The 21122-nt window shown below is 63.9% G+C and carries 18 protein-coding genes; all 18 read left to right on the top strand.

Annotated features, from left to right (window positions below; all coding sequences use genetic code 11):
- Positions 1-410: 410 nt before the first annotated feature.
- The 18 genes from ENJ37_04385 to ENJ37_04300 all read left to right on the top strand — a co-directional run bounded on the left by ENJ37_04385 (position 411) and on the right by ENJ37_04300 (position 21100).
- Positions 411-2957, top strand: a complete 2547-nt coding sequence (locus ENJ37_04385) for a TIGR03960 family B12-binding radical SAM protein (protein ID HHL39721.1) — start codon at positions 411-413, stop codon at positions 2955-2957.
- A 185-nt stretch (positions 2958-3142) separates the two neighbouring features.
- Positions 3143-4633, top strand: coding sequence for an Rne/Rng family ribonuclease (locus ENJ37_04380; GenBank protein ID HHL39720.1), 1491 nt, complete (start codon positions 3143-3145; stop codon positions 4631-4633).
- A 291-nt stretch (positions 4634-4924) separates the two neighbouring features.
- Entirely contained in the window at positions 4925-6535 is a 1611-nt protein-coding gene (locus tag ENJ37_04375; GenBank protein ID HHL39719.1) for a hypothetical protein, read from the top strand.
- Positions 6536-6641: 106 nt separating this feature from the next.
- Positions 6642-7112, top strand: coding sequence for a hypothetical protein (locus tag ENJ37_04370; protein ID HHL39718.1), 471 nt, complete (start codon positions 6642-6644; stop codon positions 7110-7112).
- A gap of 150 nt (positions 7113-7262) precedes the next feature.
- Positions 7263-7892: a cytochrome b6 gene (locus ENJ37_04365; protein HHL39717.1), complete on the top strand. Its 630-nt coding sequence runs from the start codon at positions 7263-7265 to the stop codon at positions 7890-7892.
- Between the two features lie 53 nt (positions 7893-7945).
- Positions 7946-9274, top strand: a complete 1329-nt coding sequence (locus ENJ37_04360; GenBank protein HHL39716.1) for a DUF1565 domain-containing protein — start codon at positions 7946-7948, stop codon at positions 9272-9274.
- A 2-nt stretch (positions 9275-9276) separates the two neighbouring features.
- Entirely contained in the window at positions 9277-9981 is a 705-nt protein-coding gene (locus ENJ37_04355; protein HHL39715.1) for a hypothetical protein, read from the top strand.
- A 9-nt stretch (positions 9982-9990) separates the two neighbouring features.
- Positions 9991-11187, top strand: coding sequence for a hypothetical protein (locus tag ENJ37_04350; protein HHL39714.1), 1197 nt, complete (start codon positions 9991-9993; stop codon positions 11185-11187).
- The gene (locus ENJ37_04345; GenBank protein HHL39713.1) at positions 11187-12293 is read left to right on the top strand and encodes a hypothetical protein; all 1107 of its coding nucleotides are present in this window, start codon (positions 11187-11189) and stop codon (positions 12291-12293) included. The genes ENJ37_04350 and ENJ37_04345 overlap by 1 nt, the downstream gene beginning before the upstream one ends.
- Positions 12294-12467: 174 nt before the next feature.
- Positions 12468-13142: a c-type cytochrome gene (locus tag ENJ37_04340; GenBank protein HHL39712.1), complete on the top strand. Its 675-nt coding sequence runs from the start codon at positions 12468-12470 to the stop codon at positions 13140-13142.
- 74 nt (positions 13143-13216) lie between these two features.
- The gene (locus ENJ37_04335; protein ID HHL39711.1) at positions 13217-13555 is read left to right on the top strand and encodes a cytochrome c; all 339 of its coding nucleotides are present in this window, start codon (positions 13217-13219) and stop codon (positions 13553-13555) included.
- Positions 13556-13657: 102 nt separating this feature from the next.
- The gene (locus ENJ37_04330; GenBank protein ID HHL39710.1) at positions 13658-14620 is read left to right on the top strand and encodes a cytochrome c; all 963 of its coding nucleotides are present in this window, start codon (positions 13658-13660) and stop codon (positions 14618-14620) included.
- Positions 14621-14697: 77 nt separating this feature from the next.
- The gene (locus ENJ37_04325; protein ID HHL39709.1) at positions 14698-15231 is read left to right on the top strand and encodes a hypothetical protein; all 534 of its coding nucleotides are present in this window, start codon (positions 14698-14700) and stop codon (positions 15229-15231) included.
- Between the two features lie 96 nt (positions 15232-15327).
- Complete coding sequence (locus ENJ37_04320; protein ID HHL39708.1) at positions 15328-16287, top strand: ABC transporter ATP-binding protein; 960 nt, start codon at positions 15328-15330, stop codon at positions 16285-16287.
- A 204-nt stretch (positions 16288-16491) separates the two neighbouring features.
- Positions 16492-17271: an ABC transporter permease gene (locus ENJ37_04315; GenBank protein HHL39707.1), complete on the top strand. Its 780-nt coding sequence runs from the start codon at positions 16492-16494 to the stop codon at positions 17269-17271.
- A gap of 35 nt (positions 17272-17306) precedes the next feature.
- On the top strand, positions 17307-18863 hold the full coding sequence (locus ENJ37_04310; protein HHL39706.1) for a hypothetical protein: 1557 nt from the start codon (positions 17307-17309) through the stop codon (positions 18861-18863).
- Between the two features lie 46 nt (positions 18864-18909).
- Positions 18910-19875: a DUF4340 domain-containing protein gene (locus ENJ37_04305; protein HHL39705.1), complete on the top strand. Its 966-nt coding sequence runs from the start codon at positions 18910-18912 to the stop codon at positions 19873-19875.
- Positions 19862-21100 (top strand): hypothetical protein, encoded by a 1239-nt coding sequence (locus ENJ37_04300; GenBank protein HHL39704.1) that lies wholly within the window; start codon positions 19862-19864, stop codon positions 21098-21100. Before ENJ37_04305 ends, ENJ37_04300 begins: the two co-directional genes overlap by 14 nt.
- The last annotated feature ends 22 nt before the right edge of the window (positions 21101-21122 follow it).

The following is a 21122-nucleotide window of genomic DNA, read 5'->3' as shown; positions in this document are numbered from 1 at the left end:
CCGGACCCCCTTCAAAGACTTTTAATTCCCTGCGGATCACCCCGATTTTGCTTGCAAAATCGGGGTGATCCGCAGGGCGTTAAAAGTTTTTGGAGGGAGTCTGAGGGAACCTTTTTACAAAAAGGTTCCCTCAGGGTAATTAATCAGAGTTTCCTTAAGTATTGTGTCCCCAGAATTTCCTGTCCCCAGAATTTCCCCAGAATTTTCACTCGGGGGGGCTGTGCCGGGGGGTTCGGGCCGCAAAGGCGTAAAAATCCCGCCTGGCGCGGGCCGAACCCCCCGGTACAGCCGAAGATCCGAATAACATACGATGGGACAGGGGGATCGGCTCGATACCCCGCTAATTTGCTCCGCAGGCGGCAAAAACCGGCTTGTAAGGGTGAGGCTTCGGGTGTTATACTATCCTGCTTATGGACGAGAGGGAGTGGAACGACATACTGCGCCGGGTCAGGCGGCCGAGCAGGTACATAGACCGGGAGCTCAACGCCGTGCGCAAGGACCCCTCGGAGGTGGAGCTGCGCGTGGGGCTCGCCTTCCCCGACGCCTACGAGGTGGCCATGAGCCACCTGGGCATACAGGTCCTCTACCAGATACTGAACGGCATGGAGGGGGTGGCCTGCGAGCGGGTCTTCACTCCCTGGGCCGACATGGAGGCGCAGTTGAGGAGCAGGGGGCTGCCGCTTGCGACGCTCGAGACGTCGGTGCCGCTCTCGGAGCTCGACGTGCTCGGCTTCTCGCTCCAGTACGAGCTCTCATACACCAACGTGCTCGCCATGCTCGAGCTCGGCGGCGTGGCGCTCCTTGCGGCCGAGAGGGGCGAAGGTGACCCGCTCGTCATAGGCGGAGGCCCCTGCACGGCCAATCCCGAGCCCATGGCCCCCTTTTTCGACGCCTTCCTCGTGGGCGACGGCGAGGAGGCGGTGGTCGAGATGGCCCGCGCGCTCATGGAGGCAAAGAGGGGCGGGGCCGACAGGGCCGGGCTCATCGAGAGGCTCGCGGAGATCGAGGGCGTCTACGTCCCTTCCTTCTTCGACGTCTCATACAACGACGACGGCACGGTGGCCGAAATAAGGCCGCTGCGCGAGGGCTGCGGCGTCAGAAGGCGCATGGTGGCCGACCTCAACTCGCTGCCCCTCCCGGTGCGTCCCGTCGTCCCCTACGCCCAGGCGGTCCACGACAGGCTCGCCGTCGAGGTGGCCAGGGGATGTACAAGGGGGTGCCGCTTCTGCCAGGCCGGCTACACCTACAGGCCGCTGCGCGAGCGAGACCCGGCGCTCGTGGAGCGCATCGCAAGGGAGGCGCTCCACAACACGGGCTACGACGAGGTCTCGCTCCTGTCGCTGAGCACGGGCGACTACTCGGCCGTGGAGGAGGTGATGTGCTCGCTCATGCGCGGCTTCGAGCGCGAGCGCGTGGCGCTGTCGCTGCCCTCGCTGCGGGTGGGCACGCTGGGGACGGCGCTCGCCTCGGAGATCAAGAAGGTGAGGAAGACGGGCTTTACGCTCGCCCCAGAGGCCGGCACCGACAGGCTCAGGAGGGTCATAAACAAGGGGATAGACGAGGCCGATCTCATACGGTCGGCGCAGGAGATATTCAGGCTCGGCTGGCGGGCCGTGAAACTCTACTTCATGATAGGGCTGCCCACGGAGAGCGACGAGGACGTCGAGGCCATAGCCGCTCTCGCCGGCGCGGTGCGCGAGGCGGGCCGCCGTGTTACGGGCGGGCGCGCCCCGCAGGTAAACGTGAGCGTCTCAACCTTCATACCCAAGCCCTTCACCCCATTCCAGTGGGAGCCCCAGGTATCGAGGGCGGAGAGCCTCGACAGGCAGGCGAGGCTTCGGGCCCTTGTGCGCCGCCGCAGGCTCAACTTCAGGTGGCACGATGCGCGCATGAGCGAGCTCGAGGGGGTCTTTTCGCGGGGCGACCGCAGGCTCGCTCCCGTGGTGCTGCGCGCCTTCAGGAAAGGCTGCCGCTTCGACGGCTGGAGCGACGAGCTGCGCTGGGAGCTCTGGGAAGAGGCCTTCGCCGAGGAGGGGGTTGACAGGAGCTTCTATACCACCCGCCGCCGCGCAAGGGACGAGATACTGCCCTGGGACCACATAGACACGGGCATAGACAAGGACTTCCTCCTCGACGAGTACGACAGGGCCCTCGCCGTCGAGCAGACGCCCGACTGCCGCTCCGAGCGCTGCACCATGTGCGGCGTCTGCGACTTCAGGACCGTAAAAAACGTGCTCGCCGCGCCAGGAGAACGCGGCGGCGCTCCGCGGCGGCGGCAGCGGCCCGCGAGGGAGGGGGGCGAGCCCCTGCGCGCAAGGCTGCGGTTCAAGAAGACGGGGCCCATGCGCTTTCTGAGCCATCTCGAGCTCGTCGCCGCCGTGCTCCGCGCCGTCAGGAGGGCCGCCCTGCCGGTTCGCTACTCAAAGGGCTTCCATCCGCTCCCCAAGGTCTCCTTCTCCAACCCCCTGCCCGTGGGCATGGAGAGCCTCTGCGAGTACGTGGACATGGAGCTCGACGCCTCGGTCGCCGTCTCTTCGCTCTGCGCAAGGCTCAACGCCGAGATGCCCGAGGGCATAGAGTTCACCATGGCCAGGGTTATCCCCTTGCAAACTCCGGCTCTCTCTGCTATGATCAAAGCCTTTGAGTACCGCGTTCATTTGAAGGAAGGCCTGCAGGGCTTGGATATAGAGTCGGAAGAACTTGCCGGATTTGTCAAGGACTTCATGGAGATGAAGAGCAAGTCGATGCTGCTTGAGAGGGGGAGCAAGACCCGCGAGGTCGATGTCAGGCCCCTTGTCATGCGGCTCGAAGCGGTGGAGGACGAGCAACTCGTGATGACCATAAGGTGCGGCGACGGGGCGAGCGTCCGGCCCCACGAGGTGCTCGCCGCCGTCCTCCATCTCTCCGTGGAAAGGGCCTCGGCGATGCCGGTCGTCAAGACCGGGACCCTGCTTTAGACCCGACCGAATCCTTCCGACCGGCGACCTCCGTCCGGCGGCGCGCGGGAGACCGCGCGCCGCCGCCGGTCCCTGTTCGCATCCCGTATCCATGTCTCCGCCTCCCTGTCGACAAGGCAGCGGTGCGCCCTCGTTATGTTTTTTGATTTCCTTTTTGCCGCCAGCGGCGAAGCCGAGACATGACTATGAAGAAACCGAAGATAGAGATGCTCGTCAACTCCTGTCCCTTCGAGACACGGCTTGCCGTGCTCGAGGACAAGAGGCTCGTCGAGTTCTACGTGGAGAGGAAGAAGGACCGCGGCATCACGGGCAACATCTACAAGGGGAAGGTGGTGCGCGTGCTGCCCGGCATGCAGGCGGCGTTCGTGGAGATAGGGCTTGAGAGGACGGCCTTTCTCCATGTCTCGGACATCAAGAGTTTCTTCGACGACATAGAGGAGGTCGAGGGCGAGGGCGAGCGCGCAAGGGGCGGCTCCCAGGGCGCGCCGACGAGGATACAGGACGTGCTCAAGGAGGGCCAGGAGGTGATGGTGCAGGTGGCCAAGGAGCCCATGGGGACCAAGGGCGCGCGCGTCACGTCCTACGTCTCGCTTCCGGGCCGCTACCTGGTGCTCATGCCCACCTACGACAGGCTCGGCGTCTCCCGCAGGATAGCGGACGACAAGGAGAGGAGGCGGCTGCGCGAGATCGTGGCCTCCATGCGGCCCAAGGGGATGGGCTTCATCATAAGGACCGTCTGCGAGGGGATGCGCAAGGCCGACGTCAAGGCCGACATGGACTACCTGCTCAAGCTCTGGAAGGGCATAACGAGGAAGATGCAGCGCGGGCCGAACCCGTCGATCCTCTACGAGGAGCTCGATCTGACGCTGCGCACCGTGCGCGACAGCTTCTCGGCCAACGTCTCCCGCTTCCTCATAGACGACCGGGCCGAGTACGAGCGGGCGGCCCGCTTCATAGCCGAGTTCATGCCCAACCTCAAGGGACGCATCGAGCTCTACGAGGGCAAGGACTCCATATTCGACGCCTTCGGCATCGAGATCGAGCTCGAGAACGCCCTCAACAAGCGCGTGTGGCTGCGCTCGGGCGGCCACATCGTCATCGATCAGATGGAGGCCCTGACGGCCATCGACGTCAACACCGGCAAGTACGTGGGCCGGCGCAACTCGGAGGAGACGATAGTCAAGACCAACCTCGAGGCGGTGCGCGAGATCGTCACCCAGCTGAGGCTGCGCAACATCGGCGGCATCATCGTCATCGACTTCATCGACATGGCCAAGCAGTCCGACCGCGAGCGGGTCTACAACCTGCTCAAGGAGCTTCTGAAGGCCGACAAGGCGCGCAGCAACATACTCAAGATATCGGAGCTGGGCATAGTGGAGATGACGCGCAAACGGGTGCGCGAGAGCCTGGGACAGTCGCTCTGCGAGCCCTGCCCCTACTGCGACGGCAACGGCATCATAAAGGGCAAGGAGACGGTGGTCATGGAGATATACCGGGACCTGCTCAAGGAACTCCCCGCCAAGCGCCGCAAGGCGGTGGTCTACGCCAATCCCGCCGTGGCCGAGCGGCTCCTCGGCGACGAGGCCGTCATAGGCGAGCTCGAGGAGCGCTTCGGAAAGCGCGTCGTCGTCAAGAGCGTGGACCTCTTCCACCGCGAGCAGTACGAGATAATATGACACTTTTGTCCTTAATATCCGCCCTCCCTCGAAGTGCCCATCTCCGTGGCGGAAAAGGCGTCTCTTTTTTCCTTGACAAGCGTATGTCTATGGTCTATTCTTTGCGCTATCCGCTATTGTCTGTTTTGTTATAGGAAGGAAAAGGAGGTGAGACTGCCGAAAAAGAGGCGCTCCAGATATTAACCACTACATTACGTACGAGGAGGTGAAAAGAACGTGCGAACGAGAGTATTAAGTTATATATTTGCCGCCGCCGCGCTAACGGGGCTCGCTGTCGCTCCGCAGGCGGTCATGGCCGACAGCAGGGACTGGCACGTCACCGAGTCGAGTCCCAACGACGCTCCTCTCAAGGACTCGCAGCTCATGTACAATGCCGGCGGCCTTGACGGGCAGGTGGCGGTCTTCGGCATCCCGAGCATGAGGACCTACCGTCACATCCGCGTGGGCGTGGACCTCCACGAGCCCGTCTTCAGCGCACCGAGCAACGCGGGCAACAAGAACCTCAAGCCCGACGGAAAGTACCTCTACGTCAACGACAAGGCCGCCAACACCATCGGCGTCATCAACCTGCAGCTCGGTACCCTCGAGAGGCTCATATCCCTGCCGTTCCCCTTCGGCGTGCATCACATATCGCTGAGCCAGGACGGCAAGACCCTCTTCGCCACCGGTGAGCTCACCGGCAAGATGGCCAAGATCGACATAGCCACCGGCAAGGCCCAGGTCATCGACTGGGGTCCGGCGCCGAGCGCGCCCGACTACCTGGACGTGAGCAAGGCCGGCAAGAGCGACAAGGAGTACGTCTTCGCGGGCAACTACTACCACTCCACGGTGGGTGTCTTCACGACCAATCCCTTCAAGCTCGTAAAGGAGATACCGGTCGGCAAGAACCCCCACGGCGTGGACACCGAGCCCACGGGACGCTGGGTGCTCGTCAGCGACAAGCTCTCGGCGACGATGACCATCATCGACGCCAAGAAGCTCGAGGTCAAGAAGGTCATACCGACCGGCGCCGGTCCTCTCCACACGGTCATGGACAACGCCGGTGACTTCGCCTACGAGAGCTGCTTCGTCGCCGACTCGGTCGTCAAGGTGGACCTCAACAAGCTGCAGGTCGTCGACGAGTTCCCCATCCACTACAGGATAGGCCACATAGCCATAAGCGCCGACGACAAGTACGTCTTCGCGCTCAACAAGTTCTCGACGGGACTGTTCAGCCCCACCGGCATCCGCTGGCCCGTCAACCACGAGATGCTCGACGTGGATCCCAAGAGCCCGACCTACGGAAAGTCGCTCAAGATCATCCCCGTCGACGGAGAGCCCCACAACGCGAAGGTCATCTTCGCCAACAAGATCAAGCAGTGGGACATGGGGCAGGCCGGTCAGATCGTCAAGGGTGAGCGGAAGGACATCCATCCCCGCCACCATGCCGGCGCCAAGGTCGCCTTCATACCGAGGGATACGGCCAGGCCCGGCATCGTCGAGAAGAACGGCGTGAAGGAGGTCCACATAAAGGCCTTCAGCTACGGCTATGTCCCGAGGAACATCAGGGTCAACAAGGGTGACAAGGTCAGGCTCATCGTCACCAACATCGACAAGGCGGCCGGCATCACCAAGAACCCCGACGTCATCATGGGTCTCACCATCTACGGCCCCTACGGCCTGAGGACCAACCTGACAGCGCCCAGGGGCATCTCGGTGATGAGCGAGTTCGTGGCCGACTACGCCGGTGAGTACGAGATCTACTGTCAGCACTTCTGCGGTCCGCTCCATCTGGAGATGAGGGCGACCTTCTTCGTGGACGGCCCCGAGGGTCCCGCCAACCTCGATACCGGCGACTACCTCGAGGCCCACAAGCAGAAGGAGCTCACGGAGCCCGGTCTCGTCGAGACGCCGGAAATCTAAGAGCGGAAAGAGGCTTATCCCCTTGGTAAGCCACTCTTCGACAGTCAGGCGTGTCCCGGTCCCCAAAGGGCCGGGACACGCCTTTTTAAGAGAGGAAAAAGGAGCCTTGAGTCGACTTTGCCTCTTTTGCCTGGCGCCTTTTCTTCTGCTCGCCGTCACGGCCTGCACGGAGACGAGGACCCCGCCGGTGGAGACGCCGGAGCAGGTGGTCGAGCGCTTCTACGCCTATGTGGCCGAAGGAGGCGGCACCACGCTGGGCGAGGCCTACCGGCTCGTCAGCTCCAAGCACTACAAGCTCGACGAAGAGATATTCAAGAACCTCGTCTCCCGGTACCCGAAGAACATGGGCGTCAGGGTCGTATCCAGCGACGTCAAGGATGTCACCGCCGTGGTGACCATAGAGTATGACCTCGAAAGCTCCTTCGGCGGCACCTTCACCACCCAGACGGACGTATACCTCGAGCTCGACGAGGAAGAGAACGCCTGGAAGATAGACTTTACCGGCGAGAGCACCGACGAGGGGCCCGAGAAGTACGTGGGCCAGAAGGTCGGCGGCGCTCCGGCGATCCCCAGGTAGCGCCGCGCCGGCGGCGGCCCGGCCGCAGGGTCTCCCCCTGCCGCGCGTAGCCCCCGGGCCGGCGGCGACGCCGCCACATCACCCGGATGCGCGGGCTTGCTGCCTTCGACCGTCTCCGTCTCGAAAACATAAACTCTCAGGGGTGCAAAGATGTCATTAGGCGACTGGCTCGAAGAGAGGGCCGGCTTCAAGAGCTGGCTCAGGGCGAAGAAGAACCTGCCCATCCCGAAGCACGTCAATCTCTTCTACTGCTTCGGCGGCATAACGCTCGTAATCCTCCTCCTCCAGGTCCTTTCGGGCTTTTTCATGCTCTTCTACTACGTGCCCAAGCCGCAGGACGCCTTTGAGAGCGTCCTGCGTCTCAGCAACGAGGTCCCCTACGGCTGGTTCGTGCGCAGCATGCACCGCTGGGGCGCGACGCTCATCGTCGCCACCCTGCTCACCCACCTCTTCTCGGTCTTCTACCACAGGGCCTTCCAGAAGCCGAGGGAGCTCAACTGGCTCACCGGTGTGGCCATGTTCCTCATCGTCTGGCTCTTCCTCATCACCGGCGCCATACTGCCATGGAACTGGCGCGGCTACTGGGTGCTCGTCATCTGGACCGACTACATCACCACCTGGCCGCTCATAGGCCCGCTCCTCGAGGGTCCGATCCTCAACACCTTCACCGTCGGCCGCAGCTACGTCACCCACGTGTGGCTGCTGCCGCTTCTGAGCCTCGTTGTCCTCTTCTTCCACTTCAAGATGGTGAGGCGCCACGGCATATCGGGGCCCCTGTGACCGGGGGACCTGCGCGTTCGGCCGAACCAAACACGCAATCGGGAGGGCTGTCAATGATTCTTGTGGCAAAGCGTTTTTTATGGGGTCTGGCGGTGTCGGCGGTCGTCTTGAGCGCCGCGGCGGTCCACGCGGCGGTGCTCAACGTGCCCGGCGACCACAGGACCATCCAGGAGGCGGTCGACAGGGCCGCCCCGGGCGACACGGTGCGTGTTGCGCCCGGCACCTACAGGGGGAACGTGGTCCTCGGGGAAGGCGTCGTGCTCCAGGGCGCAGGCGCCGCCGAGACCACCATAGTCGGCGACGGCACGGGCTCGGTCATAGTCGGCGCCAAGGGGGCCGTCATAGAGGGCTTCACCATAACGGGCAGCGGCACCAAGGGCACTACAGGCACCATGATGGACGCCGGCATATCGGGCAACAACGCGCCCATGACCATAGCCAACAACATCATAAAGGGCAACAACACGGGCATAAAGCTCTATTACTCGCCCTCCTACGTGATAAACAACGTCATCGCCTCTTCGAGGGTCCACGGCGTGTACCTCTCCTACAGCGACGCGAGGGTGCGCAACAACATAATAACCGGAAACGGCGGCTACGGCGTCTACGTCTCCTACTCCACGCCCGAGCTCACGAACAACACCATCTGGGGCAACTCCTTCGGCATCTACAGCGAGGTCTCCTCCGTCGCGGTGAAGAACAACATCGTCGCCCGCAACGAGAAGGCCGGCATATCCTGGGCCGAGCTGCCCGAGGCCCAGGAGGGCGTGGAGCCCCGCCTCTCCCACAACCTCGTCTGGGGCAACGGCACCGACTATGTCAACGTAAGCGCCGGTCCCGGCGGACTCAGCGCCGACCCACGCCTGAAGGACCCCTCGGGCGGCGACTTCCGCCTCGCCTCCGGCTCACCTGCCGCCGGCGCCGGTGAGAACGGCGCGGACCTGGGCGCCTACGGCGGCGAGGAGGCCCAGGCGCATCTGCCCCTCCCGCCGTCGCAGAAGAGCTACGCCTCCCTCAAGCCCGACTTCGGCGCCACCAAGGAGCCGGACTACATGAGCGCCGCCGCGTGGAGCGAGGGCACCGGCTCGGGCCGGGGAAACTTCGACAGCTACTGCGTGACCTGTCACGGCCCCGGCGGAGCGGGAGACGGCATACTGGCCGAAACCCTCGACGTCCGGCCCCGCGACCTGACGAACAAGGAGCTTCTGAGCCAGCGCACCGACGAGTTCCTCTTCAAGGTCATACGAAACGGCGGAGCCAGCGTCGGCTTCTCGGAGAACATGATGCCCTTCAGCAACACGCTCAGCGACGACGAGATAAGGGCCGTCATCTCCTATATCAGGAGCGAGCTCTGCAAGTGCAAGTACGAAGGGGGTGAGTGAGGTTGGCCAGGGAAGAGAGACAGGAAGAGCAGCAGCTTTCGGATCCGCGCTACGCGCCGCCCTATCCGCAGGAATTCTACAGGTTCTGGCCGAGACACGTCCTGACGACGGGCCTTATCGTAGTCGTGCTCATCGCCGTGCTCGCCGGGCTGTCGGCCAAGTTCTACGTGCCCACGGACTTCAACATGGCCTTTCCCGACGACGGCATGTACATACCCGGGCCGGAGTGGTACTTCCTCTTCCTCATGCAGCCCTTCTGGTACTTCGCCGGCGAGTCGCAGGGCTACGCCGTGCTCGGCACCTTCTACGCCCCCCTGCTGATAGTGCTCCTGCTCGTGCTCACGCCCTTCATCTTCAGCAAGCGCAGGCGCCGCAAAAAGGGTTTCCTGGCCGCGGCCCTGCGGCTCGTGCCTCCGGTGGCGCTCTTCGCGGCCATCTTCGTAAGCATATACCTGGTCGGCTCGCCGGCCAAGGTCACGGGCTGCATCGCCTGCCATACGCCCCAGTACGGCATGCGCCAGTACCTGCCGCCCATGGACGTGGCCGCGTACTACGCCACCGAGCGCCAGCGCCAGATAAAGGTCGGAAAGTTCAGGGCCGGCAAGCTCGACAGCGAAGGGGCCGTCGACTTCAGCAGGGCCGCGCAGACCTACAAGGACGCCAACTGGCAGCTTCGTCACTTCTACGAACCGACGTTCACCTGGTAGGGACGGCGTATGGGCGAGGGGCCGAGAGAGGAAGCACTGACGAGGCCGCGGCGCCGCGGCGCCGCCCGCCGGAAGGGGGCCTTTGCGGCCCTGCCGGCCGCGGCGGCCCTCATCGCCGCCTCGCTGCTCGCGCCCTCGCGCAGCGCCGCGGCCGTCATCTCCCATCCGCTGCCCACAGACTTCTCCAACCCCGTCTCCATCGTCGCGGGCGGGGACGGCCGCCTGTGGTTCACCTGCCAGAACGTCCACAAGGTGGTCGCCTTCGACCGGGCGACGGGAGAGTTCACCGAGTACGCCGTCCCCGATGGGGGCAGCCCGGCGGGTATCGCCGTCGGAGCTGACGGCACCGTCTGGTTCGCCCTCGGCGACGAGCGCGTCAACGCCTTAGGAGAGCTCGACCCGGCCACCGGCGCCGTGAAGCTCCACACCGTGCCGCGCCGCGCCGCAGAGCCCTACGACGTGGCCGTGGCCCCCGACGGCGCGGTCTGGTTCACGGGACGAAACGCCAACATCGTGGGCCGCTACCGGGACGGCGCATTCACCGTCTACGACGTGCCCACTCCCAACAGCCAGCCCACGGGCATCGCCGTGGCCCCCGACGGCACGGTCTGGTTCGTCGAGACGACGGCCGCAAGGCTCGCCTCCGTGGACCCCGCGGACGGAAAGATCACCGAGCACCCCCTCGGCGATCGCCTGGCCAACCCCATAGACGTGGCCGTGGCCCCGGACGGTGGGGTGTGGATCGTCGAGTCGCTGGGCAACAGGCTCGAGATGTTCGACCCCCGCACCGGCATCTTCTTCGAGGCCGTCGTGCCCACGCCGGGAGCCGTCCCCGTCTCGCTCGACATATCGGCCGACGGTATCGTATGGTTCGTCGAGAACCGGGGCAACAAGGTCGTAAGCTTCGACCCCGGGAGCGCCCGCTTCGAGGGCCATGAGATACCCACGCCCCGGGCCCTGCCCACGGCGGTGACCGTGGACGCCGACGGCAACCCCTGGTTCCTGCTCTCCGACCGCGACGCAAACAGCCTTGCAACGCTCGGAGCGTCGGCGCGGGTCGCGGCCGAGGAGGGCCGCGGCGAGGCCGCCGCGGCGGTGGAGGAGCCTCAGGCGCGGCGCTCCTCGCCGAGCCCCTGGGCGCTCATCGCCGCCGTCGCGCTCCTTGCGGCGGCGGCCTGGTACATCATCACGAGACAGAGGGGCTGATGACGATGGCCATTAAAACACTGCCGGCCAGGAACGCAGGCCCGCGGACCGCGCCGGTCCCGACGAGGCTGCGGTGGCTGAAGGCCGCGCTCGTTGCGGCGGCACTTGCCCTGTGGGGCGGCCCGCTCCATGCCGACACGGCCGTCACCCTCCACGAGATCCCCACGGCCAAGGCCTTCGCCGTGGCCGTGGCCACCGACTCCAGGGGCGATGTCTGGTTCGTCGAGTCGTCGGCCAACAAGCTCGGTGTCTTCAGGAGGGCGACCGAGAGCTTCGAGGAGTTCGACATCCCCACCTCGCGCAGTCTCCCCGTGGACATAGCCGTCGACGCCGACGACGTCGTCTGGTTCGTCGAGCAGGACGCCAACCAGATAGGCTCTTACGACCCGCGCACGGGGAAGTTCGACGAGTACGAGATACCGACGCCCTACAGCCAGCCCTACCGGCTCGCCATAGACCGGCGGGGGAGGATATGGTTCACCCAGTTCCAGGCCGGCAAGATCGGCCTCTTCGACCCGGCCACGAAGCGTTTCAGGGAGTACGACATCCCCAGCAGGGGCAGCCAGCCCATGGGCATAACGGTGCTCGACTCGGGGCTCGTGTGGTTCGTCCAGGCCTACACCAACAAGATCGCCTCGCTCGACCCCGAGACGGGACGCTTCGAGGAGCACGAAATCATCATTCCTCTGGCCGTGCCGAGCACCCTGGTGAAGGACGGCGAGGGAAGACTCTGGTTCGGCGCGCGCAAGGACAGGAAGCTTGTGAGCTTCGACCCCTCGGACGGAAGCTTCAAGACCTATGACCTGCCGGGCAAGCGCCTGCCCGAGGGGCTTGCCGTAGACGCCTCCGGCTCGGTGTGGTACTGCGACTTCTACGGCGGCAAGATCGGCAGGCTCCACGTGCCGACGGCGACCTTCACGGAGCTTGACCTGCCGGGCTCGGGCAAGCCCTTTGCCGCCGCCATGGACGGAGAGGGTAGGCTGTGGTTCACCGAGGTGCTGCTGAACAGGATCGGCGTCGTCGACACGGCGCACTTCGGCGGGAAGAAGGGCGACAAGCTCGAGATCAGGCTCGGTGTCGGCGAAAAGAAGCTGCTGGGCAGATAGGGAGCCGGGGGATTCAAGACACCCCAATCCTTTTTCGGGCCGCGCAGGCATAGACGTTTGTAATTCAAGGAATATCGGGGAAACAAAGTCCTTGACAAAGGTGTGGTGCTGAGGTAAATTCATCCATGCGTGAGAAAGCGGACATACGGCTACTAAACTCAAGGAGGTCGATGGATGACTCGTAGCGCAACTATCTCGTTTTTTGCGGCCATGCTTCTGGCCGTACTGGCTCTGGGCGTCGGCACGGGCCATGCCGGCTCCGGCGAGGGTCAGAAGATATTCAACGCCAAGAAGTGCGGCGACTGCCACCAGACAAAGGGGCCTGCCGCCGAGAAGACCATATATGACGTGTGGGCCAAGAAGGGCCCCGAGCTCTGGTACGCGGGCAGCAAGTTCAAGGAGGGCTTCCTCAAGAAGTGGCTCGCCGACCCCAAGCCCATCCGTCCCATGCAGTTCTATTCGCTCACCGAGAAGAACAAGGGCGACCACCCCAAGCTCTCGAAAAAGGACGCTGAAGAGGTGGCCGAGTACCTCATGACGCTCAAGAGCAGCGACGTCAAGACGGGGGTCATCAAAAAGCCCAAGAGAAGCGCCAAGGCGAGGATCGTCTTCGAGAAGAAGCAGGCCTGTTACGGCTGCCACCAGGTGAAAAAGCGCGGCAAGGTCAGCGGAGGGCTCACGGGCCCCACCTTCATCGGCGCCGCCAAGCGTCTCAACCCCGACTGGATATACGCCTATCTCTCCAATCCCAAGGTCTTCAAGCCCGTAAAGGACATGCCCGTATATGTCGGGATACTGAACAACGCGGACTTCAAGGCCCTGGCCGCGTATATCGCCACCATGAAGTGAGGCGCACACCAAAATTCTTCTGAAAGGAGCAAGAGATGATCCGCAGGGTTTCATATACGGCAGGGGCCGCGGCCATGCTGGCGGCCGGGCTCTTCGTCTTCAGCGTCGCTGCTGCTACCGACGCCTTCTCTGCCACGGCCGAGGACAACTACAAGTTCTACTGCGCCCAGTGTCACGGGCTCACCGGTGAGGGCAACGGCCCCAACGCCACCAAGGATCAGCCCGTAAGCCCCCGCAACCACACAAACACCAAGGAGATGAAAAAACTCTCCGACCAGGATATAATCAACGTCATCAAGGGAGGGGGCGCGGCCACGAGCAAGTCCACCCTCATGCCCCCCTTCGGCAAGACCCTTACGGAAAAGGAGATCAACGACCTGAAGGATTACCTCAGAAAGCTCTGCAAGTGCTGACCGCAAGGGCAGCGTGGCTGTGGAGACCATGCAGTCGTACCCGAACACTGTTAGTGGCGCAGAACAGGCAATAGCGGACCTTTTCTGGCCATCAAAAAGGAGGTGAAAGGAATGATAATCAGGCTATTGGTTTTGCTGCTCGCCTGCGGCGTGTTCGCCATGCCTGCGGCCGGCCTTGCAGCCGAGAAGAGATGTAAGATCGGCAACAAGAAGGTCGAATGTCCCACCCGGACCAAGGCCGAGCTCGAACAGTCGCTCAACAACTTCGAGAACGAGGCCCTGTCCATGATGCAGGGCAAGGCGGGCTCCACTTACGGCATCACCGGCTTCGACTACCTGACCGGTGTCGGCAAGAGGACCAAGCGCGGCCAGGCGGGCAAGGCCACCCTCGCCGAGGGAGACAGCGGTTACGGCTCCGGCACCGGCAAGACCGAGGTCTGGGACAGGATCAAGAAGCCGGCGGCCGGCGAGGCCATCTACAACCAGTGGACCAACAACTGGTCGCCGACCTTCAAGAAGAGCCTCGTGCCCGGCGCCGACCCCAACGAGGGCAAGCAGTGGTACTACGTCTACTGCGTGGGCTGCCACGGCTGGCTCCTCAAGGGCGACGGACCCAACGCGCCCTTCCTCGATCCCTACCCGAGGGACCTTACGGCCGGCAAGAAGTACATGAACCACAAGACCAACGTCGAACTCTTCGCGGTCATCAAGGGCGGCGGCTCGGCCGTGGACCTCTCCGACGCGATGCCCGCCTGGGGCAACCTGCTCCAGGACCAGGACATCTGGAACGTCATCGCGTGGATAAGGGCCAACGCCGACGCCAAGAAGCCCACGAACCTCGAGGAGTACCTCAACCCGAAGTCGAGCTTCGACCCCAACTCTCCGGCAAACGCCGTAACCCCGCTTAACGCCTCCAAGAGCGCCGAGTTCCTCGATGTCCAGGAGCTGCTCGAAGGCGGCATGGTTGCCGGTCGCGGCAGCAACCTCGTAGGCGGCCAGTTCGTCGAGGGCGGACTTCGCAAGCGCCCCGAGGAGACGGCCAGCAAGGTGAAGAAGGGATATTAAGCATCGGCTTGCAGAGATGCTGACACTTGAAAGGGGCACGGCCTTTTGTCTAAAAAGGCCGTGCCCTGTTTTTGTATATGGCTTCGAAGAGTAAGGGTCTTCTCAAGACAGGCGGCGCCGCCGCTGCAGTCGCCGTCGCGGCCGTCGCGGTCCTCGTCTTCTACGGCGACGCGGTCCTCGGGCGTCTCAAGGCCGACGGCTACCTCCCCTACACGGCGGAGGAGGCGCAGGTCCTGGCCTACGACCTCTGCAGCCAGTGCCACAGCACGGAGAAGATCACCAAGTATTGTTCACGGTGCGGTCCTCCCATAATAGTGGTCGTACACAATATGAAGACCATCACCAGGCTCGACCAGGGGCGGGGCAAACGGGTGGAGAACATGACCGACGCCCAGGCCGTCGCCATAGCCCAGGTCTGGAACGCCCTTGTGGGCAACTGGGAGGACACCTGGAGGAGAAAGGACATCGTCAAGCTCCTCGAGGGGGACGAGGCCCTGCTGGAGCTGCTCGACACCCCCCCCGACTCCCGTCCCATAGAGTCGGCTCTGCGGGAGAAGACCGCTCCCGGCGCCTACAAGGAGGTCCAGGGCGCGCCGCCGTCCTCCAGGTAGCCGGTCCGCCGCGGTGCGGCCCCGTTGCAGGGCGTCCCTCCCGGCGCCTGCGCCGCCGCCGTGCGCCCAAGCTTTCACCGGACACAGGTTCTTGAGATGATCGAGGTAGAAAACCTTACCAAATCATACGGCAATTTCCAGGCCCTCAGGGGGATCTCCTTCACCGTCGGAAAGGGGGAGATCCTCGGCTTTCTCGGCCCCAACGGCGCCGGCAAGACCACGACCATGAGGATCCTCACCTGCTTCTTTCCCGCCACGAGCGGAAAGGCGCGGGTCGCGGGCTTCGATGTCTTCGAGGAGTCGCTGGAGGTGAGGAAACGGCTCGGCTATCTCCCCGAGAGCGTCCCCCTCTACAGGGACATGGCCGCCGAGGACTACCTGCGCTTCGTGGCCGGCATCAAGGGGGTGGCCGCCTCGGAGGTCAAGGGTCGGGTCGAACGTGTCATGGGCGAGGTGGGCATAACCCACATGCGCAGAAAGCTCATCGGACACATGAGCAAGGGCTACCGCCAGAGGGTGGGCCTTGCCCAGGCCCTCATAAACGACCCCGAGGTCCTCATACTCGACGAGCCCACCATCGGCCTCGACCCGAAGCAGATAGTGGAGATACGCGACCTCATAAAGGGGCTTGCCGGCACGAGGACCGTCATCCTCTGCACCCACATACTGCCGGAGGTGAGCATGACCTGCAACAGGGTGCTCATCATAAACGAGGGCCGCGTGGTGGCCGTAGACACGCCTAAGGGGCTCACCGACAGGCTCCAGGGCTCGAACAGGCTCAAGCTCCGGGTGGACGGTCCGGCCCGCGACGTAAAGAGCGCCATAGCGGCCATGGCGGGCGTCAAGGCCGTCGAGCCCGCCGCCGGAGAGGGCGGCCGCCATGGCGGGCGCGGAGCGGACGGCGCCTGCGAGTTCTACGTGGACCTCGAAAAGGGACGGGACGTGAGAAGAGATATCCCGGCGCTCATCGTGAAGCAGGGCTGGGGACTCCTCGAGATGAGGCCCATAGAGCTGAGCCTCGAGGAGATATTCGTGAAGCTCGTTACGAGGGAGTAGGCCGGGGGCGGAGGCCCGCAAGGTCGGGGGGGTCGCCCGAAGAGGCCCGCGAAGAGTCGCAGGCCCGGCCACGACGTTGCTTGCAATGCGGCCCGGCAAGGGCTGCGCACCTGCGAAGAAGCAGAAACCGCCTGCCCGGAAGGACCGCGCCCGACGGCCTTCCCCGCACCGGCCGGGCGGCAGACGAGAGACAGGGAATCGGAGATGAGGAACATATATCTGCTGTTCGTCAAGGAGCTCAGGAGTTACTTCAGCTCCCCCATAGCCTACGTGGTCATAGCCATGTTTCTGGCCATCACGGGCTATCTCTTCTACGGGCTCTTCGCCTACTTCTCGAAGCTGAGCTTCCAGGCCCAGATCGATCCGACCCTTGCCAGGCAGGCGAACCTCCTGAACGTGACCGAGAGCGTCATCCGTCCGCTCTTCGGCATCATAAGCATGATAATGCTCATCATGACGCCGCTTATCACCATGCGCCAGTTCTCGGAGGAGAAAAAGAGCGGCACCATTGAGCTGCTGCTCTCCTACCCCGTTACGGACACGCAGGTGCTCGCGGGCAAGTTCCTCTCCTGCCTCGGGGTGCTCGGGGCCATGCTCCTTGCCTCGCTCATCTTCCCGGCCCTTGTCATGTACTTCGGCGAGCCGGAGACGGGGCCCATCATCACGGGCTACCTGGGGCTCTTTTTGCTGGGCGCCTCGTTCATCGCCTTGGGGCTCTTCGCCTCGTCGCTCACCGAGAACCAGATCATCGCCGCCACGATCTCCTTCGGCGTGCTCTTCCTCTTCTGGATGCTCAGCATGTCGGTCCCCTTCGTCACGCCCGGGATCGGCAGGTTCCTCGCCTACGTCTCCATCACCCAGCACGTGGAGAGTTTCGCCAAGGGGGTCATCGATACGGAGGACGTAATATACTACGCCATCTTCATCTTCCTCTTCCTCTTCCTCACGCTGCGCATGCTCGAGTCTAAGAGGTGGAGGGGCTGAGAGGGTCGACCTGACTGACGGAGGGGTTTGAGGCGTTGAAGCGATACATACTCATTGCAGGACTTGCGGGACTGGTCTTGATGGTGGTCGGGGCGGTGGCCTACATGGTGACGGGCGACATGTCGGCCCCGGTGGCCGGGCTCATCTGGGCCGGCGTGCTCCTGTCGCTGCTCTTCGTCTACGTCAACTTCCCGGAGATAAGGGCCGCGCTCACGGGCCGGTCCGCCAAGTACGGGGCCAACGCGGTGCTCATGGTGCTGGTCTTCACGGTCATACTCGTCATAGTGGCCATGATGAGCATGAAGTACAAGATGCGCCTGGACCTGACGGCCACCAAGCGCTATACGCTCTCGGACCAGACGCTCAAGATACTGGACTCCCTCGACCGCGACGTGGAGGCCATAGCCTTCTACCGCACCGACGAGCGCACGCGCCAGGCCATGGAGGACCTTCTCGAAAGCTACGCCTCCGAGTCGCCGCGCTTCACCTACTGGTTCGTCGATCCCGACAAGAAGCCGGCGCTGGCCGAGAAGTACGGCGTCACCTCCTACAGGACCACGCTTCTGCGCAGCGGCGGGCGCGAGGAGCGCATAGGCTACGAGAGCGAGGAGAAGATCACGAACGCCCTTCTCAAGGTCACGCGCGACTACATGAAGAGCGTCTACTTCCTCAAGGGGCACGGCGAGAACAGCATCTCAAGCGACCGGCAGGACGGCTACAAGGCCGTCAAGGAGTCGCTTGAAAAGGAGAACTTCAGCGTAAAGGAGCTCCTGCTGGTCGAGGAGGAGGCCGTGCCCGAAGACTGCGCCGTGCTCGTCGTAAGCGGTCCCAAGCGCAACCTCCTGCCCTCGGAGCTCGACAAGATTACGGCCTACATCGACGGCGGCGGGAGCGTGCTCTTCATGCTCGACCCTGGCACGGTGCCGGCCCTCGTCGACTACCTCGGCGGCTACGGCTTCCACGTGGGCGACGACATCGTGATAGACACGCTCTCGCAGGTCTTCGGCGCCAACTACCTCGTGCCCGTCGTGACCGCCTACGAGAAGGACCATCCCATAACGGCCGAGTTCAACCTCATGACCTTCTTCCCCCTCGCCCGCAGCGTGGCCGTGCAGCCGAACCCGGAAGCAGGCATCTATATGCTCGCGAGCACGGGAAAGTCGAGCTGGGCCGAGACCGACAGAAAGAGCCTCGAGGACGGCAAGGCGGAGTTCGACGAGGACGAGGACAGAAAAGGTCCGGTGCCGCTCGTATCGGTGGTCCTCGTGGAGACGAAGGTCGAGGGCGCGAAGGAGACGCCCGAAGGCGAGCGCAAGACCTACGCGAAGCTGATAACGGTGGGAGACTCCGACTTCGTGAGCAACACGCACATAAACCTGGCGGGCAACCGCGACTTCTTCCTCAACATCGTCTCCTGGCTCGCCGAGGAGGCCGACCTCATATCGATCAGGAAGAAGCAGGAGGGCATAACCCCGGTCATCCTCACGGCCACCCAGGGGCGGCTCATCTTCTGGGTGGCCGTCGTCATGCCGCCCACCCTGGTGGGCATCGCCGGTCTGGGCGTCTTCTTCAGGAAGAGGCTCGAGAAGTGACCTCCATGGAGGCTCGGAGCGGGACGCGGCTCCGCCCGGATATGCGATGAGATTCTTCAAGAAGACGATCTTCTGGGTCATCATCCTCGCGGCCATTGGAGGCTCCTTCTACATCTTCGACCGCAAGATGGAGGACAAGAAGGCGCAGGAGGAGCTGCAGAGAAGGCTCTTCCTCTTCAGGCCCTCCGATGTCGTATCCTTCACGATAAAGCGCCGCGGCGAGGACGTGGTGAAGCAGGCCCGGCGCACGGAGGACGGCTGGGTCGTCACCGCCCCGGTCGAGGCCGCCGGCGACGGCGAAGAGATCGAGGCCTTCCTCCGCAACCTCGTCGACGCCAGGATGGACGCCGTGCTCTTCGACGAGGCCCCTGCGGAGAAGCTCGAAGAGATGGGCCTTGCCGACCCCTACCTCGTGGTCGAGCTGCGCACCGACTCCTTCACCAGGACGGTGCGCTTCGGCGACAAGGGGCCGACCCACAACGTGGCCTTCGCCATGATAGAGGGGGACCCCAGGGTGCTGAGGATCCACTCGGACATCATGACCGACTCGGACCTCGACCTCTACGACCTGAGGGACAAGTCCATAGTCCGTTTCGAGCCCACGAGGGTGAAGAGCTTCGACGTGCGGTGGCGCGACGGCACGAGGGTCTTTGTCGAGCATCCGAAGGAGGGCGTGTGGAACGCCCTCGAGTTGCCCGAGGGGAGGACGGACTTCGTAAAGGTCATGGAGCTTCTCGTGCAGCTCAAGAAGGGCAAGGTGAAGGCCTTCGTCGACGAAGCGCCTGAGGACCCGGCGGCCTACGGCATGGACGACCCGAGGGTGCGCATCGTCTTTCACGACGAGCACGGCGTGCGCCACACCCTCGAGATCGGCGCCCGCGACAAGGTCAACAGGGGCTACTACGCAAGGCGCGGCGGAGAGCAGGCCGTCTTCTCCGTGGAGGAAGTGCTCTACAACGCCATACCGCGGAAGGTGACGGACCTCGAGGTGAAGGACGATGAAGAGTCGTAGCAGCGTCTTTTCGGCCGCGGCGGTCCTCTCGCTCGCGGTCCTTCTCGTCTTGTCCGGCTGCTCCAGTGAAGAGGAAGAGGAGAAGGGCCCCCAGAGCTTCGAGGAGCTCGTGGCGCAGGTGGTGGTAAAGCCCGAAGAGACGGGGGTGGGCGAGCCGGAGCAGGAGCGCGAACGGCTGCTCAAGGTGGGCGTGCTCGGTCCCAAGACGGGCGAGGACTCGGCCTACGGACTCATGACCTTCGAGGGCGCAAGGCTCGCCGCCGAGTCCTTCAACGGCGCGGGCGGTGTCGACGGGGCCCCCATCGAAATAGTGGAGTACGACAACAGGAGCGAGCAGGGCGCAACGAGGACCGGCATGGACGAGCTCATAAAGCAGGGGGTCGTGGCCATCATAGGCTCGCCGACCGGCTGGTCGACCTTCGCGCCCGTGTACATGGCCAACGAGTCCTCGACGGTCTTCATATCGGCCGGCACGCGCCGTCACATAGGGAGAAGCGGGCCGTTCGTCTTCAGGACCAGCCTGCCGGGCCAGAAGGCGGCCGACGAGCTCATGGAGTACGCCACGGCCGAGGCGGGCCTCAAGCGCTTTGCGCTGGTGACGGTCATGGAGGACGAGGCGCTCAGCGTGGCCAGCTTCTTCAGGATGGCCGCCGCCAAGACGGGCGCCGAGATCAAGGCCGAGGGACACATCTTCACGGCCGACGACGTCGCCGCGGCCGTCGAGGAGATAAAGAGCGCGATGCCCGTGGACGCCGTCATCTTCGCAGGCTCGGACCGCTCGGCCATCGACTTCCTCGAGGCCGCAAGGGCCGCCGGGCTCAGGCTGCCGCTTGTGGGAGGCGAGGAGCTCGGCACCGAGACTTTCCTCGCCGGCGGCGATATCGTGGTGGGCACCCTCCTCTACGCGGGTTTCTCCCCCCTCGCTGATGAGCCGATGGTGCGGGACTTTGTCGAAGGCTACCGGAAGAGGGAGGGACGCCCGCCCGCCACGTTCGTGGCCGAGGCATACGACGCGTTCATGCTCATAGCCGAGGCCCTGAAGGCCGCTGGCACCACCAGGCCCTCGGCGGTGCGCAAGGCCCTTCTCGATATCGAGGGCTTCCACGGTCTCACGGGTCTCATCTCCATGGACGAAGAGGGAGAGGTGGTCAAGAGCCCCTATCTCCTCGAGGTGGTCGACGACGGCGGCTCTCCGGCCTTCTCCATCGTCCGCTCACCGTTCTGAGAGGCGTTCCCTTTCCGTCGCA

It is taken from the genome of Deltaproteobacteria bacterium, from assembly GCA_011375175.1.
GTDB lineage: Bacteria > Desulfobacterota > GWC2-55-46 > GWC2-55-46 > DRME01 > DRME01.
Note: the sequence above shows the minus strand (reverse complement) of the source record. Positions and strands in the feature narration are given on the sequence as shown.

Bases quoted from the DNA above. Each gene is read 5' to 3' on its own strand.
- ENJ37_04320 (HHL39708.1), top strand. From the start codon at position 15,328: ATGATCGAGGTAGAAAACCTTACCAAATCATACGGCAATTTCCAGGCC.
- ENJ37_04325 (HHL39709.1), top strand. From the start codon at position 14,698: ATGGCTTCGAAGAGTAAGGGTCTTCTCAAGACAGGCGGCGCCGCCGCT.
- ENJ37_04340 (HHL39712.1), top strand. From the start codon at position 12,468: ATGACTCGTAGCGCAACTATCTCGTTTTTTGCGGCCATGCTTCTGGCC.
- ENJ37_04360 (HHL39716.1), top strand. From the start codon at position 7,946: ATGATTCTTGTGGCAAAGCGTTTTTTATGGGGTCTGGCGGTGTCGGCG.
- ENJ37_04380 (HHL39720.1), top strand. From the start codon at position 3,143: ATGAAGAAACCGAAGATAGAGATGCTCGTCAACTCCTGTCCCTTCGAG.
- ENJ37_04385 (HHL39721.1), top strand. From the start codon at position 411: ATGGACGAGAGGGAGTGGAACGACATACTGCGCCGGGTCAGGCGGCCG.
- ENJ37_04315 (HHL39707.1), top strand. From the start codon at position 16,492: ATGAGGAACATATATCTGCTGTTCGTCAAGGAGCTCAGGAGTTACTTC.
- ENJ37_04335 (HHL39711.1), top strand. From the start codon at position 13,217: ATGCTGGCGGCCGGGCTCTTCGTCTTCAGCGTCGCTGCTGCTACCGAC.
- ENJ37_04350 (HHL39714.1), top strand. From the start codon at position 9,991: ATGGGCGAGGGGCCGAGAGAGGAAGCACTGACGAGGCCGCGGCGCCGC.
- ENJ37_04375 (HHL39719.1), top strand. From the start codon at position 4,925: ATGGCCGACAGCAGGGACTGGCACGTCACCGAGTCGAGTCCCAACGAC.
- ENJ37_04305 (HHL39705.1), top strand. From the start codon at position 18,910: ATGAGATTCTTCAAGAAGACGATCTTCTGGGTCATCATCCTCGCGGCC.
- ENJ37_04365 (HHL39717.1), top strand. From the start codon at position 7,263: ATGTCATTAGGCGACTGGCTCGAAGAGAGGGCCGGCTTCAAGAGCTGG.
- ENJ37_04300 (HHL39704.1), top strand. From the start codon at position 19,862: ATGAAGAGTCGTAGCAGCGTCTTTTCGGCCGCGGCGGTCCTCTCGCTC.
- ENJ37_04345 (HHL39713.1), top strand. From the start codon at position 11,187: ATGACGATGGCCATTAAAACACTGCCGGCCAGGAACGCAGGCCCGCGG.